Source organism: Paenirhizobium daejeonense, assembly GCF_014280875.1.
GTDB classification, from domain to species: Bacteria; Pseudomonadota; Alphaproteobacteria; order Rhizobiales; family Rhizobiaceae; genus Allorhizobium; species Allorhizobium daejeonense.
In genome coordinates this window covers 360,359-377,437 of sequence record NZ_JACLAL010000004.1, presented here as the reverse complement: position 1 = coordinate 377,437, position 17,079 = coordinate 360,359, and the positions used below count along the sequence as shown (strand labels likewise).

16 protein-coding genes and 1 tRNA gene are annotated in these 17,079 nt (G+C 60.9%); 9 read left to right on the top strand and 8 right to left on the bottom strand.

The genetic code is table 11. The annotated features are described in order from the left end of the window. Position 1: 1 nt before the first annotated feature. Positions 2–1,006 carry a 5-oxoprolinase subunit C family protein gene (locus H4I99_RS11685; RefSeq protein WP_163903181.1) on the bottom strand — a complete coding sequence of 335 codons (1,005 nt, stop codon included), beginning with the start codon at positions 1,004–1,006 and terminating at the stop codon, positions 2–4. Further along, positions 1,003–1,671, bottom strand: a complete 669-nt coding sequence (pxpB, locus tag H4I99_RS11680) for a 5-oxoprolinase subunit PxpB (RefSeq protein ID WP_163903179.1) — start codon at positions 1,669–1,671, stop codon at positions 1,003–1,005. The genes H4I99_RS11685 and pxpB overlap by 4 nt, the downstream gene beginning before the upstream one ends. Positions 1,672–1,911: 240 nt before the next feature. On the opposite strand from pxpB, the gene H4I99_RS11675 reads away from it, so the two are divergent. The 4 genes from H4I99_RS11675 to H4I99_RS11660 are packed head-to-tail and all read left to right on the top strand — an operon-like array spanning position 1,912 to position 4,914. After that, the gene (locus H4I99_RS11675; RefSeq protein ID WP_163903177.1) at positions 1,912–2,676 is read left to right on the top strand and encodes a LamB/YcsF family protein; all 765 of its coding nucleotides are present in this window, start codon (positions 1,912–1,914) and stop codon (positions 2,674–2,676) included. Between the two features lie 9 nt (positions 2,677–2,685). After that, positions 2,686–3,150 (top strand): acetyl-CoA carboxylase biotin carboxyl carrier protein, encoded by a 465-nt coding sequence (accB, locus tag H4I99_RS11670; protein WP_163903175.1) that lies wholly within the window; start codon positions 2,686–2,688, stop codon positions 3,148–3,150. A 4-nt stretch (positions 3,151–3,154) separates the two neighbouring features. Next, the gene (accC, locus tag H4I99_RS11665; RefSeq protein WP_163903173.1) at positions 3,155–4,516 is read left to right on the top strand and encodes an acetyl-CoA carboxylase biotin carboxylase subunit; all 1,362 of its coding nucleotides are present in this window, start codon (positions 3,155–3,157) and stop codon (positions 4,514–4,516) included. Further along, positions 4,513–4,914: a hypothetical protein gene (locus H4I99_RS11660; protein ID WP_163903171.1), complete on the top strand. Its 402-nt coding sequence runs from the start codon at positions 4,513–4,515 to the stop codon at positions 4,912–4,914. Before accC ends, H4I99_RS11660 begins: the two co-directional genes overlap by 4 nt. 4 nt (positions 4,915–4,918) lie before the next feature. On the opposite strand, the gene H4I99_RS11655 is transcribed toward H4I99_RS11660, so the two are convergent. Continuing rightward, positions 4,919–6,148: an alpha/beta hydrolase gene (locus H4I99_RS11655; protein ID WP_163903169.1), complete on the bottom strand. Its 1,230-nt coding sequence runs from the start codon at positions 6,146–6,148 to the stop codon at positions 4,919–4,921. Positions 6,149–6,538: 390 nt separating this feature from the next. On the opposite strand from H4I99_RS11655, the gene H4I99_RS11650 reads away from it, so the two are divergent. After that, entirely contained in the window at positions 6,539–6,841 is a 303-nt protein-coding gene (locus H4I99_RS11650) for an ArsR/SmtB family transcription factor (protein ID WP_163903167.1), read from the top strand. Positions 6,842–6,847: 6 nt separating this feature from the next. Here H4I99_RS11650 and scpC read toward each other — a convergent pair whose 3' ends face one another. The 4 genes from scpC to H4I99_RS11630 all read right to left on the bottom strand — a co-directional run bounded on the left by scpC (position 6,848) and on the right by H4I99_RS11630 (position 12,547). Continuing rightward, the gene (gene scpC / locus H4I99_RS11645) at positions 6,848–8,341 is read right to left on the bottom strand and encodes a succinyl-CoA:acetate CoA-transferase ScpC (protein WP_163903166.1); all 1,494 of its coding nucleotides are present in this window, start codon (positions 8,339–8,341) and stop codon (positions 6,848–6,850) included. Positions 8,342–8,614: 273 nt separating this feature from the next. Further along, a tRNA-Arg gene (locus H4I99_RS11640) sits at positions 8,615–8,691 on the bottom strand. Positions 8,692–8,827: 136 nt separating this feature from the next. Continuing rightward, entirely contained in the window at positions 8,828–10,270 is a 1,443-nt protein-coding gene (locus H4I99_RS11635) for a sensor histidine kinase (RefSeq protein ID WP_244625061.1), read from the bottom strand. A gap of 249 nt (positions 10,271–10,519) precedes the next feature. After that, positions 10,520–12,547, bottom strand: coding sequence for a methyl-accepting chemotaxis protein (locus H4I99_RS11630; protein ID WP_163903162.1), 2,028 nt, complete (start codon positions 12,545–12,547; stop codon positions 10,520–10,522). A gap of 444 nt (positions 12,548–12,991) precedes the next feature. On the opposite strand from H4I99_RS11630, the gene rpmH reads away from it, so the two are divergent. The 4 genes from rpmH to yihA all read left to right on the top strand — a co-directional run bounded on the left by rpmH (position 12,992) and on the right by yihA (position 16,093). Further along, entirely contained in the window at positions 12,992–13,126 is a 135-nt protein-coding gene (gene rpmH / locus H4I99_RS11625; protein ID WP_112827735.1) for a 50S ribosomal protein L34, read from the top strand. Between the two features lie 32 nt (positions 13,127–13,158). After that, positions 13,159–13,548: a ribonuclease P protein component gene (gene rnpA / locus H4I99_RS11620; protein WP_163903160.1), complete on the top strand. Its 390-nt coding sequence runs from the start codon at positions 13,159–13,161 to the stop codon at positions 13,546–13,548. Further along, a complete protein-coding gene (gene yidC, locus H4I99_RS11615) occupies positions 13,548–15,353 on the top strand; it encodes a membrane protein insertase YidC (protein WP_163906053.1) in 1,806 nt (601 codons plus the stop codon). Before rnpA ends, yidC begins: the two co-directional genes overlap by 1 nt. An 89-nt stretch (positions 15,354–15,442) precedes the next feature. After that, positions 15,443–16,093, top strand: a complete 651-nt coding sequence (gene yihA, locus H4I99_RS11610; RefSeq protein ID WP_425314375.1) for a ribosome biogenesis GTP-binding protein YihA/YsxC — start codon at positions 15,443–15,445, stop codon at positions 16,091–16,093. 21 nt (positions 16,094–16,114) lie between these two features. Here the strand turns inward: yihA and H4I99_RS11605 are convergent, their stop codons facing one another. Further along, positions 16,115–16,834 carry an anti-sigma factor gene (locus H4I99_RS11605; protein WP_163903158.1) on the bottom strand — a complete coding sequence of 240 codons (720 nt, stop codon included), beginning with the start codon at positions 16,832–16,834 and terminating at the stop codon, positions 16,115–16,117. Positions 16,835–17,079 lie beyond the last annotated feature (245 nt).

Sequence of the window (17,079 nt, the reverse complement as noted above, 5' to 3'; positions counted from 1 at the left end):
TTTATTTCACCGCGAGACCGGCAAGGTTTTCACGGTGAGAGGGTTCCTTGCGAGCGAGCGCGCTGAACGCCGCGACCCGGTCGAGAGCGCTTCGCTGGCGTTTCAGGGCTTCGACCGCATCATGCCGCCCGACGACGGCGAAGCGCAGATCGCTGCCGACAGGCGCCTGCGCCAGACGCCAAAGATCGGCTTCGATGACATGGGCGATCTTGGGGTAGCCGCCGCAGGTATTGGCTTCCGCCAGCTGGATAATCGGCTGCCCCGAGGGCGGCACCTGGACCGTGCCCGGCATAATGCCGTGGGAAAAGAGTTCCAGGCCTCGGGTCAGTTTCAGCTCGACGCCCGCAAGGCGATAGCCCTGACGATTGGCCTCGTCGGTTACGCGCCATGGCGTAGCCTCGAAAGCCTCGAGGGAAGCCGAATCGAAGACCGCATGCTCGGCACCGGCGAGGACCCGGATAGGTCTGCCGGCTCCGTCGTGACGCCCCATGGCAGACGGATCGATGCCGAAACCGCCCGGTAGGTTTGCAAGCGCTGCGAGGCCGCGCGAAAGTTCCAGCCGGTCACCCCGCCGAAGGCCCCTGCCCTCGAAGCCACCCCAGCCGCTCTTGATGTCGGTGGAGGCGGAGCCGAGCACGGCAGGCACGGAGATCCCCCCGGAAAAGCCGATATAGGCGCGCGCGCCCGAACGCGGCAAACCCAGTTCCAACACGTCGCCGGAGCGGACCTGCAGGACCCACCACGACGGATAGCTCCTGCCGCCGAGCGTCACCGGGCAATCCGCACCGGTCACGGAAACAAGCGTCGCGGCTTCGAAGCGAACGCGGAACGGGAAGACGGCAATCTCCAGTCCCGGCGCATCGGGATCGTTGCCCAGCATGAGGTTGGCAGCTTCGAGCGCCGGCCCGTCCATAGCGCCCGAGCGAGAAACACCAGCATCGAGATAGCCGAACCGGCCGAGATCCTGCACGCTGTTGGCGGCACCTGTCGTGAGGATCTCGATCATGCGAGGATCTCCTTCGGGACAAAACGGATCTTGTCGCCAGGACGAAGGGCAGCCGGCTGGCTTCGGGACGGATCGAAAAGATGGAAATCCGTGTGGCCGAGAATGTGCCAACCGGAAGGCGCGGTGAGCGGCATGATGCCGGCCTGCGCGCCGCCGATAATCACCGAACCCTCGGGAACACCCATGCACGGCACCGCCCGGCGCGATATCGCCAGCTTCGGATCGAGCCCTGACAGATAGACGAAGCCCGGCATGGCACCCACCGCGGCCACGGAGTAGACCGGAGCAGCGTGAAGTTCGACCAATGCCCGGGGCGTCATCCCCTTGGCCTCTGCGACTTCAGCGAGATCGGCGCCGCCCGGACCGCCGTAGACGACGGAAATCTCCACCAAACGCGCGCGAGAGTGACCGGCTTCAGCCTTTTCCCAGCCGGCAAGAAGCTTCGCCTGCAGCACATCCGGATCGAGGCGCAACGGATCGAAGACGACCATGAGGTTGTTCATGCCCGGCGCCGTCTCGAGAACGCCGGCAAGTCCCTTCAGCGCCTCGGCCAGCGTCCAGATGCGCTCCTGCCGCGACTGATCGAAGACCGCGCCGGCGACATCGAACAACAGGGAGCCAGCGCCTTCCGCGCTCACCCTCGGATAGCCGTCGCTCTCGCTCATGGTGCTTTTCATGATAACCTCGCCGGATGTGATATATCAGAAGCCCCTGGAGACCCCAAGCATTTCTTCGCAGCCGCCGGTGTCTGCGCCCCGAAGCTCTCTTTAGAGTGCGCTTTGATCCGCATAATTCGTATCAGCGCTCTAAAACCTTATTTTTTAAGCATAATCTTATCGAACCTCGTTTCACTCCTATCGGATTATGCTCTAGAATTAGCCGACCGAACACATGGGAGCAAAGACATGAGCCTCAGCGTCGATCTCAACTCGGACATGGGCGAAGGCTTCGGCGCCTACAGGATGGGCGACGACGCGGCAATGCTGTCGATTGTCAGTTCCACCAGCATAGCCTGCGGACTGCATGCGGGCGATCCCGAAATCATGGCGCAGACTTTTTCGCTGGCCAAGGAAAAGGGCGTGGCGGTGGGTGCCCATCCCGGATTTCCCGATCTCTGGGGTTTCGGGCGGCGTAACATTCCCTTTTCTGCCGGGGAGATAGAGCGGCTCGTCGCCTATCAGATCGGCGCGGCGCAGGCTCTGGCGACCTATGCCGGCCATCCGATCACCCATGTGAAAGCCCATGGCGCGCTCGGCAACCTGACGCAGCAGGACGAGAGCGTGGCGCAGGCCGTCAACAACGCAATCAAGGCGGTGGATCCGAAGCTCGTCTGCCTTACCATCGCGCTCGGCCATCAGGAGCGACTGGCGCGGGAAATGGGGCTTTCCTGCCGGTCCGAGATCTTCGCAGACAGGGCCTACACGGATGAAGGCTTCCTCGTTCATCGCAGCAAGCCGGGCGCGGTCATCCACGATGCGGCAGCGGCCGCCGAACGGGTGGCGCGCATGGTGAAGAACGGCGCGATCGAAACGATCACCGGACGCTCCATCGTGACACCGATCGATTCGATCTGCGTGCACAGCGACACGCCATCTGCCGTTGGCATTGCAGCAAAGGTGCGCGCCGGGCTGGAAGGCGCCGGTATCACCATCCGCAACTTCCTGCACTGAGGACATCGCATGGATCTGGCCACAATCGCGAAACTTATGGAAATGCTGCAGGATTCGTCGCTGAACGAGCTTGAACTCTCAGAAAACGGCACGCGCATCCGCCTGTCCAAGACCGCAGGCCGAGCCGGTGGTGGCTCCGTCATCCCAGCCAACGTGCGGAGCGAATCGCCGGAAGCAATGGCCGCCGCCGAAATAGCCTCGCTTCTAGCCCTGCCGGAGGTCGAAGACAGTGTGGAGAAGGTGGTGGTCGCAGGTCTGCCCGGCACCTTCTACCGCGCGCCGGCACCTGGCGCCGAGCCTTACGCCAAGGAAGGCGATATCATAAAGGAAGGCCAGACGCTGGCGCTGATCGAAGCGATGAAGATGCTGAACCCGGTGGAGGCTCCGCTTGCCGGCCGCATCGGCCATATCCTCGTCGAGGACGGCCAGCCGGTGACCGCAGGGACACCTCTCATCACCCTGATCGCGGACTGACCCGATGTTCGATAGCGTCCTGATCGCCAATCGCGGGGAAATCGCCCTGCGCATTCTCAGAGCCTGCCGCGACCTCGGCCTCAGGACCATCGCCATCCATTCCGAGGCCGACCGGGATCTGCGCCACGTCCAGCTCGCCGATCAGGCGCTCTGCATCGGACCGGCTCCGGCCGCCCGCAGCTATCTCGACATCGACGAGATTCTGCTTGCGGCGAAACTGACTGGCGCCGGGGCCATTCATCCCGGCTACGGCTTTCTTTCCGAGAACGCCCGCTTCGCCGCCATCGTCGAATCCGCGGGAATAACCTTTGTGGGACCACCTGCAGCCGCGATCCGCATGATGGGCGACAAAGTGTCCGCCAAGCGGGCGATGATCGCAGCCGGTGTTCCCTGTGTGCCCGGTCCGGACAGCGCACTGCCCGACGATCAGGCGGCGATTGCGGCCATTGGCGACGAGGTCGGCTATCCGCTGATCGTCAAGGCATCGGGCGGCGGCGGCGGGCGTGGCATGCGGATCGTGCGCGAACCCGCGGCGCTGGCTTCGGCAGTACAGATGGCTCGCGAGGAAGCCGGCCGCGCCTTCGGCAACCCGGAAGTCTATCTGGAGCGCTTCCTTGAATTTCCGCGTCATGTCGAGATCCAGGTGCTGGCCGATGCGCATGGTCATGCCATCCACCTTGGCGCGCGCGACTGTTCAACGCAGCGCCGTCACCAGAAACTGATCGAGGAAGCTCCGCCTCCCGGGATCGACGCCGAGGCTATCGACGCGATCGGCAGGCGCTGTGCCGAGGCCTGCATCGCAATCGGCTATCGCGGCGCTGGCACCTTCGAGTTCCTGTACGAGAACGGCGGCTTCTATTTCATCGAAATGAATACGCGGGTTCAGGTCGAGCATCCCGTCACGGAAGAAATTACCGGCCTCGATATCGTCCGAGAGCAATTGAAGATCGCGATGGGCGAGCCGCTTCAGGTGATGCAGGAAGACGTGCTCTTCTCCGGCCATGCCATCGAATGCCGCATCAATGCCGAGCACCCCTTCACGTTCATGCCTTCGCCCGGCCAGGTATCCCGCTTCATCGCGGCGGGCGGTCCCGGAGTGCGGATGGATACGCACCTCTATCCCGGCTACACGATCCCACCGCATTACGATTCGCTGATCGCCAAGCTGATTGCCCATGGTCCCACACGGGAGATCGCGCTTTCCCGCATGCGGCGCGCACTGGCTGAAACGGTGATCACGGGACCGGACACGACAATCCCGCTGCATCAGGCGCTTCTCGATGAACCGGGCATCGTCGCGGGCGGCTTCGATATTCATCACCTCGAGCGCCTGCTCGCCGAGGGCTTAGGGAGGCAGAACCGATGAGCGATGCGTGGCTGCAGTCAGTGCTCAGACTGGTAGAACAATACGGCATCGCCGAATTCGAATATGAGGACGACACACGGCATATCCTGGTCAGCAACGGACGGATCAGCGAAATCGGCCCCGTCCGACATGAAGAACCCGTTCCAGCTCAACAGAGCATCGAAATCCCGGCGCCTTTCATAGGGATCTTTCGGTCAACGAATCCCGACCCCCGGCAACCGGCCGAGTTGCCGCGCCTGGTTCGTAGCGGCGAGATCATCGGCTATCTGCAGGTCGAGATGCTGCTGCGTCCCGTTCTTGCACCGCGGGACGGTGTTCTTGCCAAACAGTTGGTCGGAGACGGCGCGCTTGCCGATTACGGCAAGCCGCTCTTTCGTTTTCATTCCGCAAGGCGATGAGAGTTCACTTCGCGCCCGTTCCCAAACTGTCGCCGACGGCTCCAATAGTATTGCCAGCGGAATCGCCTAGAAGCAACAATTGCTGGCCGTAGTTCCGCCGGGTGCGCGGATCGAAGATCGCGATCGGAGCCGATATCACCGAGCTTGCCGCCTGCCCGACGGTGCTCGTTGCGCCGATTGCCACCGCACCCAGGCTTTCGCCAAGGCCGATGCTGGATTCCGTCACCGCCTGGCCGGCGATGAGACGATCACCGATGAGGCGCACGACTTCCGGGCTTTCTGCAAACTTGCCGTGATTGAGCCTGTCGCCGGATTTCAGCTTGGTCAGATCCAGCACGGTAATGCCAGCCTTTTCCAATTCACTGCGATAGGGCTCGACAGAGGGATCGATGCGGCCGAGACGCTCAACATTACCGGAAATGCGCTTCGAAAGCGTGAGGGCGCGGTCGTCACGCGAAACGAAGAGTGTGAAATGCGGCGGCTTGCTGCCAAGGCTGCGATATTGCTGGGCGAAAACATCCACATCCAGATCGGGCGCGGCCAGAATGACGTTGCTGATTTTCGGATCGATACGGCCGTTGCGGATCGCCATCTGACGAAGGGATTCCACCGCAAGCCAGGTGCCCATGGAATGGGCCATGACGGTCACTTCGCCCACCGCCGGATTGCGAGAGATCTGGGTCAGCAAATCCTCCAGCGCATCGCGGGAGTAGTTAGTGCTTTCCTTGTCATAGGCATAGTCGAAAATGGAGCCGCGTGACGGCCAGGTAAACACCACCGGCACTACATCGGCCTTGGAATCGTGAACGATCTGGGCAAAGCGGTAGACCGCATCTTCGTAGAGATTGTTGAAACCATGGACGAAGACCAGCACGCGACGGCTCTTCGGCACGTGTCCCGCAAGCCACTTGGAAGCTTCCTGTTTCGTCTCGATCGGTTCGACCGCAACCGTCGCGAAATCCTTGTCGAGATTCGGAGGAAGCTTTTTCGGCCACTGCACCTGACCGACCTCGCGCTTGCTCTCGGGCGGAATGGAGATTGTGACAGCGTCTATCATCAGGCCACTGCCGCGTTCGCCGGTAAAAAGTATCGCCTTGTCGGCGGTAGGCGCGCGGGTCGTCGCGGCGATGAGGTCCACGCGGGTTGCGCCATCGCCCATCCTGCCAACGGGTTCCATGACACCGATGGGCCGGCCGGCGCAGGTCGCCAGCGCGGGCAGAACAAATGACAGCATTAAAAGGCTGCGGGTCACTTTGCCAAGCCGGCGGAAGAATTCCGGTCCCATTCCGGCATCAGGTTCGGCGCATGTCAAAGGCAGAAGCCCTCCAACGCAAGACGCAAGCAACGGCTTTCGTCTTATCGGGCTTCACGACCGGTGACTAGCCCCATTTCCCTGAGCCGGCGTTTACCAGGACGTCTCCGACGAGTTACCTCGGCCTTTCGCTGGCCATCGGGCAAACCATCGCGGCGTCAACCGGTTCGATCTCCGGGGCGTCGGGGCAAAACATTGCGGACAAGCGATCTTTCCCGCTCCGGACGTCTTGCAATTTCACGCAATTTCGAACCCCATATCGCCGGGGTGGGTCACGTGTTATTGTATTCATTCAAACGTAGATACGCAAAAATGAAAATTGACCCCAATACAATGCAGGCTGCAGCCGATGACGCTAGCGAATTGCTCAAAGCGCTCGCCAATCGCCACCGACTGCTTATCCTTTGTCAACTAGCGGAAGGCGAGCGCTCCGTGGGACAGCTCGCGGAATTTCTTGGCATCCGGGATTCGACTGTGTCGCAACATCTGGCGCTCCTGCGCCGCGACAGGATCATTGCCGGACGCCGGGATGGACAGACGATCTGGTACCGGATCGAGAGCGAACCGGCACGCAACGTCATTACGGCCCTGTACGGAACGTACTGCGCGGTGTGACCCGCATCAGGCGGGTCGCATGGTGCCCTTCTCACGCAGGTTCACATGCCAGGACAGCGCCTCCTCGATAAGATGGGGCGTATGGCCGCCGCGTTTCACGGCACGGTCGAAGTAATCCTGCAGGGCATCGCGGTAGGCGGGTTCGACGCAATTGGCGATGATGACCGCCGCGCGCTCGCGAGGTGCGAGACCGCGCAAATCAGCGAGGCCGACCTCTGTTACCAAAACGTCAACGTCATGTTCAGTATGATCGACATGGCTCACCATCGGCACAACCGAAGAGATGGCGCCATTCTTGGCGACCGACTTGGTAACGAAGATCGACATGAAGCCGTTGCGGGCAAAGTCGCCCGAACCGCCGATGCCGTTCATCATGTGCGTTCCGCCGACATGCGTCGAGTTGACATTCCCGTAAATGTCGAACTCCAGCGCGGTGTTGATACAGATAAGGCCGAGGCGGCGAATGACTTCCGGATGGTTGCTGATTTCCTGCGGGCGCAGGATCAGGCGATGTTTGTATTCGGCAAGACGCGGCAGTACCTTCTGGTACATTTCCGCCGACAACGTGATCGAGGAGCCGGACGCAAAGGTCATCTTGCCGGCGTCGAACAACTCGAAGGTCGAATCCTGCAGAACTTCCGAATACATCTTCAGATCATGGAAAGGCGTATCGATGAAGCCGTGAAGCACGGCGTTTGCGATGGTGCCGATGCCGGCCTGGAGCGGCTGCAACTCATATCCCATGCGCCCCTGCTTCACCTCGTTCAGCAGGAAGTCCGTGAGGTGGCTGGCGATCGCCCGGGTTTCGGAATCCGGCGGCTGGATGGTGGCGGAACTGTCATGCTTTTCCGACACAACGATCGCGACGATCTTTTCAGGCGGGATCGGAATGAACGGGAGACCGACACGGGCCTCCGGCGTGACCACGGGGATCGGCATGCGCGCCGGACGACGGGTCGGAATGTAGATGTCGTGGAGCCCTTCAAGCGTTACCGGCTGGGAGAGGTTGAGCTCCACGATAACCTTATCAGCAAGGATCGCAAAGCTTGCGGAGTTACCCACGGACGTCGTCGGGACGATGCCGCCATGCTCGGTGATTGCGACCGCTTCGATGACAGCGATATCGACCGGCTTGATCTGGTTGGTGCGCAACTGCTCGACCGTCTCTGAAAGGTGCTGGTCGATGAACATGACCTCGCCCGCGTTGATCGCCTTGCGCAGACCCGGATCGGACTGGAAAGGAATACGGCGAGCGAGCACGTGGGCTTCGGCAAGTGTCTTGTCGAGATCGTTGCCCAGCGAAGCGCCGGTCATCAGCGTGATCTTCAGGGGATCCCTGCGGGCACGCTCGGCAAGCGCCAGCGGCACAGCCTTGGCCTCGCCAGCGCGCGTGAAGCCGCTCATGCCGACCGTCATGCCATCCTTTATAAGGCTGGCGGCCTGGTCGGCACTGACCACACGGTCAAGCAGGGGCTTGTATCGGATCCGGTCGCGCAACATTTCTTGTCCTTCATGAATGGGCTTTGCCGATTGCCTTCCAGCAATTCAGGTGGCGAAAGGCTTACCGGCGACCCCGCTTCCGGCGCAATCATCCTTCAGTCGCATCGACCGCAGAGCTGACATGCATTCACCGCATACCTATTATGCGAAAGTCTATCGGGAAATATCGCACCAGCATAGACGCCGGATTCGCAACCGAAACCCGGAGTAGCGTCAAAAAGCAAAAGCGGCCCGTGAAGACCGCAAATACGCTTGTCATATTCTGAAGAAGAGTGGCGCACCCGAAGAGATTCGAACTCCTGACCCCCAGATTCGTAGTCTGGTGCTCTATCCAGCTGAGCTACGGGTGCTTGCCCCAACCGGTGTGCACCGGCTGTGTGGCGATCCTCTAAAGGGTGCCGCGGAGGAATGCAAGCACCTTTCGGAAAAAAGAGTCATTTTGCTGTAACAAGACGGCCGACCCTCTGAAATCTCAGGCTTTTCCGATCATGCCCGAGCACGCCAATCGTCAAGCGACACAGGGCGATCCGGAATTTCAATGCGGAAAAGCGTGCCCGGTCCCGGCTTTTCCACAAGGGCGATGGTACCCCCATGCGCGAGCACAAGTTCACGGGCAATGGCCAGCCCCAGGCCCGTGCCGCCAGAGCGGGCCGAACCGCGAAACGCGGCGAAGAGGTTTTCCCGAGCCTTGCGGGCCATGCCTGGACCAGTGTCGTCGATGGCAATCGCCACGACGCTGCCGACGCGCTGGGCGGACAAAGTGATTCGACGGACAGCACCCGGAACATCGCCGCCGTAAGTGGAAAGTGCCTGCACCGCATTGCGGCAGATATTGTGAATGACGCGAAACAGTTGTTCACTGTCGGCATCGACCTCGATGTCGGTCCCCACCAGATCGATGAATTCAATGCCGCTGTCGGCATCGATCGCCAGTATATCGCGGACTTCCTGACTGAGTTCGGCAAGGCAAAAACGCCGCCTGCGCGGCTCGGCTTCTGAAGCCTGCCCATAGGCCAGCACTTCGGTCGTATAGCCGACCGCGCGGTCGATGGTACGCAGAAGCTTCGGGGCAAAGCTCTTCACCATGGGATCCTCGACATCGACCAGCCGATCCGACATCAGCTGCGCCGATGCGAGGATGTTACGCATGTCGTGATTGATCTTGGATACCGCCAAACCAAGATCGGCCAGGTTCTTCTGCTGCTTCAGGGTCTTCTGCAACTGCTGCTGCATCATCGATAGATGGCGTGCCGCGATGGCGATCTCATCGCTGCCCCGTGTGGGCTGCAATATGCGCGCGGGATCCTCCGGCTGTTCGGCAAAGGCCTGCATACTGCTCGTAAGACGTCTTACCGGGCGAATCATCATGCGGTTGATAGCCAGATACATCAGCAGTGCGGTGAAAACGGAGATCAGCAACGAAACCTTGAACACGCTACGGGCATAGGCAATCATCGCGCTGCGCAGGCTCTTTTCCTGCATCACCATCTCCACGATGGTATCGTTATCGCCGATGGGGCCATAGACACGCACGATGCGGTCACCGCCAAGAGCGAGCGTATAGAGCGCGTCGCCTATCGATTGTAGGGACGTCACATCGGCAAGATCGTATTTGGCATCGACCTCCGGCGGCATATCGTCCACCACCAGCAGGCGGGAGGTACCGTCCTTTCGCAGCACGATCGCCTTGGTGCCAGTGGCAATCAACGTGTCATCCTGAACAGTGCGCGGCAGTTCCAGCGGTTGAAGGCCATCGATCACGACGGCGGCGGCAGCGGCCGTATTGAGGCGATCCTGTAGCCAGCGCAGCCGCATATTGGCCACCGAGGGCACGAAGATCAGCACTTCCGCCAGCATGACGAAAGCAATGGTCAGCCACAGAAGCTTGCCGGAAAGGCCCTGCACCCAACGCGGCGATGCAGCAATCATGTCGCCTCCCGCGCCCGGTTCAGTTCCCTCGTGCTCCAACATCTCAGATCTCCGGGCTACGTCATCACGCGGCGCATCGGTCCATATCGTTCATTCAGAATGTCTACCATAACCGAGCGGGCGGGATTTCGCCAATACTGCGCGATTGCCTACCCCGGAAAGACGACTGCTTATTGATGTCGGGCAAACGAAAACCCCGGGCATGATTGCCCGGGGTCCATCTTGCGGGTGATCGCGAGCGGGTGTCGCTTAGAACTCTTCCCAGCTCTCGGTCTCCTGCACCACGGCCCGGGCCGTCGCCGCACGACCGCCACCGAAGGCTTTGGCAACCGATCCCACCATCTGGCGGGCGGGCGACGGAACCGGCTTGTGCTGCGCTGCGCGGACTACGGCCGCCGGTGCAGACTGTTGAGCATATCCCTCGCCCGTGCGGAACTGGGCGATCAGCGCCACGAGACTATCGGCTTCGCCGGAGAGCTTATGGGTGGCGGCAGAAGTCTCCTCCACCATGGCGGCGTTCTGCTGGGTCACCTGGTCCATCTGGTTCATGGCGGTGGCAACCTCTGCGAGGCCGGTCGACTGTTCCTTGGCGGCAGATGCAATCGAATGGATATGATCGTTGATCTGCAGAACGCGTGTTTCGATCTCGGAGAGAGCCTCACCTGTCCGCTGGACCAGCGACACGCCACCGGCAACTTCCTCACCAGACTTGGTGATGAGCGCCTTGATGTCCTTTGCCGCGTTCGCGGACCGCTGCGCCAGCTCGCGCACCTCCTGCGCGACGACCGCAAAGCCCTTGCCGGCTTCACCCGCACGGGCAGCCTCGACACCGGCGTTCAGAGCCAGGAGGTTGGTCTGGAAGGCGATCTCGTCGATCACGTTGATGATCTGGCTGATTTCGCGCGAGGCCTGTTCGATGCGGCCCATTGCCTCGACCGCACTGCTGACGACGACGGCGGACTGGGCAGCACTTTCCTTCGCTTCGCTAACCATACGGCTTGCTTCCTGGGCACGCTCGCTGGAACCGCGGACAACGACGGTGATCTGGTCGAGCGCGGCCGACGTCTCCTCCAGTGCAGCCGCCTGCTGCTCGGTGCGCTTGGCAAGGTCGTTGGTGGCGGTGGTCAACTCGTCCGTGCTGCCGTTGATCGTATCCGTCTTGGTCCGCACCTCCATCATTGTCTGGCGCAGGCGATCGAAGGTATTGTTGACGTTGGTCTTGAGTTCGGCGAAGGCGCCGCGGAACTCGCCGCGCATCGACTGGGTCAAATCGCCCGACGAAAGGCTGGCAATAACCCGGCGGGTTTCGGAAACACCCGTATCGACCGACGAAAGCAAATCGTTGATATTGGCCGCGAACTGGTTGAGGTTCGCGTCCTGGTAGTCCTTCTCGATGCGCTTGCCGAAATCGCCGGCTGCAGCCGAGGCAACCACGACGGACATGCTCGACTGCAGGTCGTCGCTCTTCGCCCGCATGGCGGCTTCCTGAGCATTCAGCCGCTGCACGGCAAGGCCGTTCTGCTTGAACACCTCGACGGCCTCGGCCATCTCGCCGATCTCATCGGAACGGCCGCTATAGGGCACATCGGTGGAGAAGTCGCCGTCGGCCACCCTCTTCATGGCAGCGGTGACATTGCGGATCGGACGGCTCAGATGATTGACGCCGATATGGATGCCGAATCCGGAGCCTACGGCAACGGCAACGACTGTGACGCCCGAAATCAGAATGAGCATCAGTTGCTGGAAGGACGCAAGCGAACCGCTCAGAGCATGAAGCTCGGCTTTGTCGGCGTCAACCACGGCATCGATCTCCGCCTGGAAAGCCTTTCGGTTGGCGCGGTTCGCCTCATTGTTACCCTGTTCGTTAGCCGCCACCGGCGAGACATCCGTGCCAAGGCGGGCAGTTTCCGCACGGAAGGAACGAAATTCCTTCGCGCGGGCAACCATCGCATCGAAGGTGGCCTTCTGCGCCGGAGGCACCATCGGCTGCCAATCGGCAAGTACCTTGTCCATTTCATCGAGATTCTTCAGCAAGCCCTTCGCGAAGGATGCAGCCTTTTCGCTGTTTGGCGCCGCATAGATGCCGCGTGCCTCCATTACAACGGCAGTGACCATGCGGTTCAGACGCTCGCCGAGATAGGCGCGGTCCGATACGGTATTGAGTTCATAGGACTTCGCGCCGTACTGAATGGTCACGAACATGCCCATCGCAGCGATCACGATGGCTGAAAGTCCCAGAATACCAACTAACGAATAAACCTTGCCACTAATCTTCACGAACCCGTCTCCCTGGTTACCTCACGAGGGCGTCGAAGAAGACCCCTACAATTTTACTAAAGTAGAAGACGCTCGTTAACGAACTGTTGCGGCAGGAGAATTTCCAGTTTCGGACCGCCCCGGCAATCACTTCATGTCAAATAAGGTATCAAGGCCGACGTTTCATTCATCGTTCCGGCAATTCCGGGCAAGTATTGACCAAAATCAAGATTTTCAGCTTCGTCCAGCTCAGCCCGAAAAGTTAACGGATGATTGCAATTTCTGGCAAAGGCGGGAAATGCGCGGGTTTCAGGCGCCGGAATTGACTCTGTCGCCGTTCGCACCTATAAGCCGCGCACGTTCGGCCCGACCTGCCCGCACCGACGGGTGTCTGCCGTGCGCTCAATCCAACGCTCTTGCAGCAATGCAAACCCAAGAAGGGCCGCACACCGCGGTATTAAATAAATGAAGCGTACCTACCAACCGTCCAAGCTTGTCCGCAAGCGCCGTCACGGCTTCCGTGCACGTATCGCCACCACCGGCGGCCGAAAGGTCATCGCAGCTCGCCGCGCCCGCGGTCGCAAGCGTCTCTCGGCCTAAGGCCGGGCTGGCCCGTTGAGAGAGCCGGGCAAATGACTGCTCCCAAAGACAAGATTGCTGTCGGGCGGCTGAAGAGCCGGCCGCAGTTCCTTGCGGTTCGCGCGGGTGATAAACGCAAGGGCAGACTATTTCTGCTCGAGGTCCTGGACCGCAACGAACCCGACGCCCCCGCTCGCGTCGGATTCACCGTCACCAAGAAACATGGAAACGCCGTCGAGCGGAATCGCATGCGCCGCCGCCTCAAGGAGGCCGTGCGGTTGAACGCAGCGTTTGCAATGCAGCCCGGACACGACTATGTGGTTGTCGCCCGGAGGGACGTTCTCGACGCTCCCTTCCAGCAGCTTGCCGCGCAATTGGCCGAGAGGATCAAGGCCAGACCAAGAAACACTCGGTCCCCCGCGACCGGTTCCAGGAAAGAATGATGCAAAACAACCGCAATTACATCATCGCGATTGCTCTGTCCGTGCTGATCGTCTTCGGATGGCAGTTCTTCATCATGAATCCGAGGATCGAGGCGCAGCGGAAGGCCGAGCAGGCCCGGATCGAGGAGCAGGCCAAGACCGCCCCCGCCGCAGACCAGAACGCCGCCGCCTCCACGCCCGGTGCGGTCAACGGCACGCTTCCGGGCACCACGGCAACCGCGGCCAGCGGCGTCGACCGTGATGCCGCCCTTGCCAAGTCGGCCCGCGTCGTCATCGACACGCCCGCCCTTTCCGGTTCGATCAACCTTGCCGGCGCCCGGTTTGATGACCTGAAGCTCAAGGAATATCGCGAGACCGTCGACCCGACGAGCCCGATCATCACCCTCTTCAACCCGGCTGACACCAAGGACGGCTACTTCGCCGAACTCGGCTACATCGCCGGCGAAGGCGCAGGTGCCGCTCCAGGACCGGCGACCGTCTGGACGCTGGCCGAGGGCGACAAGCTCACGCAGTCGACCCCGGTCACCCTTTCCTTCACGAACGAGGCCGGCCTGACCTTCCTGCGCAAGATCTCTGTCGACGAACATTATATGTTCACCGTCGAGGACACGATCAGCAATGCAGGCACCGCAACCGCCAGCGTAGCGCCGTATGGTCGCATCACCCGCTACAACAAACCCTCGACGCCTTCCGTCTATGTTCTGCATGAAGGTTTCCTCGGGGTCATCGGCGCAGATAACGGCCTGACCGAAGATAAATACTCGAGCATCGAGAAAGAAGCCGTCAGCAACGCGGCGGCAACCGGCGGTTGGCTCGGCATCACCGACAAATACTGGGCGACCGCACTCGTTCCACAGCAGACGCTGAGCTACGATTCCCGCTTCTCGCACTTCACCGATGGACAGCCGCGCTTCCAGGCCGACTACAAGAACTCGGCCGTTTCCGTGGCTCCGGGCCAGAACGCCAGCGTGAAGCAGCTGCTTTTCGCCGGTGCGAAGGAAGTTCCGGTCGTCGACAGCTACAAGCAGACCCTGTCCATCCCGCATTTCGACCTGATGATCGACTGGGGCTGGTTCTATTTCATCACCAAGCCGATGTTCAAGCTGATGGACTTCTTCTATCGCCACGTCGGCAATTTCGGCATCGCGATCCTGCTGACCACCATTGTGGTCAAGCTTCTCTTCTTCCCGCTTGCCAGCAAGCAGTATGCTTCCATGGCCAACATGAAGCGCATGCAGCCGAAGATGGAAGAGCTGAAGGCCAAGTTCGGCGACGACAAGATGGGCCTGCAGCAGGCGATGATGGAACTTTATCGTACCGAGAAGATCAATCCGGTGGCGGGCTGCTGGCCCGTCCTCCTGCAGATCCCGGTGTTTTTCTCGCTCTACAAAGTGATCTACGTCACCATCGAGATGCGTCACGCACCGTTCTTCGGCTGGATTCAGGACCTTTCGGCTCCCGATCCGACGACCTTCGTCAACCTGTTCGGCCTCTTGCCGTTCGAGGCCCCGACGTTCCTGCATCTCGGCGTCTGGCCGATCATCATGGGCATCACGATGTTCCTGCAGATGCGCATGAACCCGACGCCGCCGGACCCGACGCAGGCGATGCTGTTCAACTGGATGCCGCTGATCTTCACCTTCATGCTCGGCACCTTCCCAGCAGGTTTGGTCATCTACTGGGCTTGGAACAACACACTTTCGATCCTGCAGCAGGCGATCATCATGAAGCGCCATGGCGTCAAGGTCGAACTTTTCGACAATCTCAAGGGCCTGTTCAAACGAAAACCGGCCGAGACCAAGTAAGACAGAAAAGCCCCGGTTTCCCCGGGGCTTTTTTTATGAGCCCCTTGCGGGTATACGGTCCGATCAACGCATCAGGAGAGGCAACGCCCATGACATCCAAAATGCCAGCCGGCGAACAGCCCCTGTTCGGTCGCCCGTGGATCTTCATCCGCGGCGTGCCTTCCATGAAATTCCTGCCGCCGGAAGGACCGTTCGAGGTCGCCTTCGCCGGCCGTTCGAATGTCGGCAAGTCGTCGCTGATCAATGCGCTGACGGGTAAGAAGGGCCTCGCCCGCACGTCGAATACGCCGGGCCGCACCCAGGAACTCAACTACTTTGTTCCGGACGGTTATTCCGGCGAGGCGGGCGATCTACCACCGATGGCTCTGGTCGACATGCCCGGCTATGGCTATGCCCAGGCTCCGAAAGAGCAGGTGGATGCATGGACCAAGCTTGTCTTCGATTATCTGCGCGGTCGTGCGACGCTCAAGCGCGTCTACGTGCTGATCGATGCCCGCCACGGCCTCAAGAAGAATGACGAGGAAGTTCTCGACCTGCTCGACAAGGCCGCCGTCTCCTACCAGATCGTGCTGACCAAGACCGACAAGATCAAGGAAGCCGGCGTGCCGCGGCTCGTCGCGGAAACACTGGAAAAGATCCGAAAGCGGCCCGCCGCCTACCCATTTGTCCTCGCAACGTCATCCGAGAAGGGCCACGGTCTCGACGAGTTGCGCGCGGCAATCGTCGAGACCGTCAGCTAAGGTCGAGGTCCGCCTTAAGGTTCAGGGATTCGCAGGTCCCAGAGCAATCATGGGGCCTCGCGCCGCGCCGGGCGAAACCCCTCCCAGGGGTTCGACCGTCAGGGCAAGGGTCGCTCCGTCGGCCAGGCGGCTTCGCAGTTCCGGCGGCACAATGACCTCGTTTTCGCCCGTCTGCGGCAGAACGCCAAGAGAATGCGGTTCACTGGTTCCCTTGACCATCCAGATCTGCAACGATTTTTCCTTGCCGCCACCGGCAACCGCGGGCGTTACCTGCAATCGTCCCGAGCCGCCGTCATAATGGGCCACAAGGCGAATCGCACCATTGCGGACCGAGGACCCGGCAATGAGGGATTGCTCTGAACCCGGGCGCATATCCGCGCCGGCCTCTAGACAGAGATAAAGCGAAAGCGTGCCAAGCGCGGCGAGCCCGATGCCGCGCCAGACAGCCAGCGAATTCCAGAAAGCAAGCACCATGCCCAGGGATCGGCGCCGACGTGGTTTCCACGGCCGGCCATCCATCCTGGTGAACAACATCTCCGGCGGTACTTCGCTGCCGTAGTCGTCACTGAATTGCAGCAGATTGTCTTCCCAACGGCGAACGATGGCTGCAAACGGATGATCGTTGCGCATCCTCTCCTGCACCTTCAGCCTGTCCTCGGTGCCGAGCGCCCCGAGCACATATTCACCTGCGAGAACCTCGTCTCGCGAACGATTACCCTTGCTCTGATGCGGTATCGTCATGCATGCACTCCTCCCCCACGATCAACAGGCCGCAAAGCAGCCACGAACGCACACCAATCCGTTCGGAGCGGCACGCCGTTCCGCCGAACCCTGATGTGAGAACTCCTCCTCATCGGCACGCCTCCCCGCGTACACAACCAACAGGATCTATCGCTTATATAAGAGTGTCAATCCGCTTTTGTTTCACGGCAATCGAAGGATGTTTCACCAGCCTGGAGGCTGGCCAAGGCCATGCCGCAAGCGGC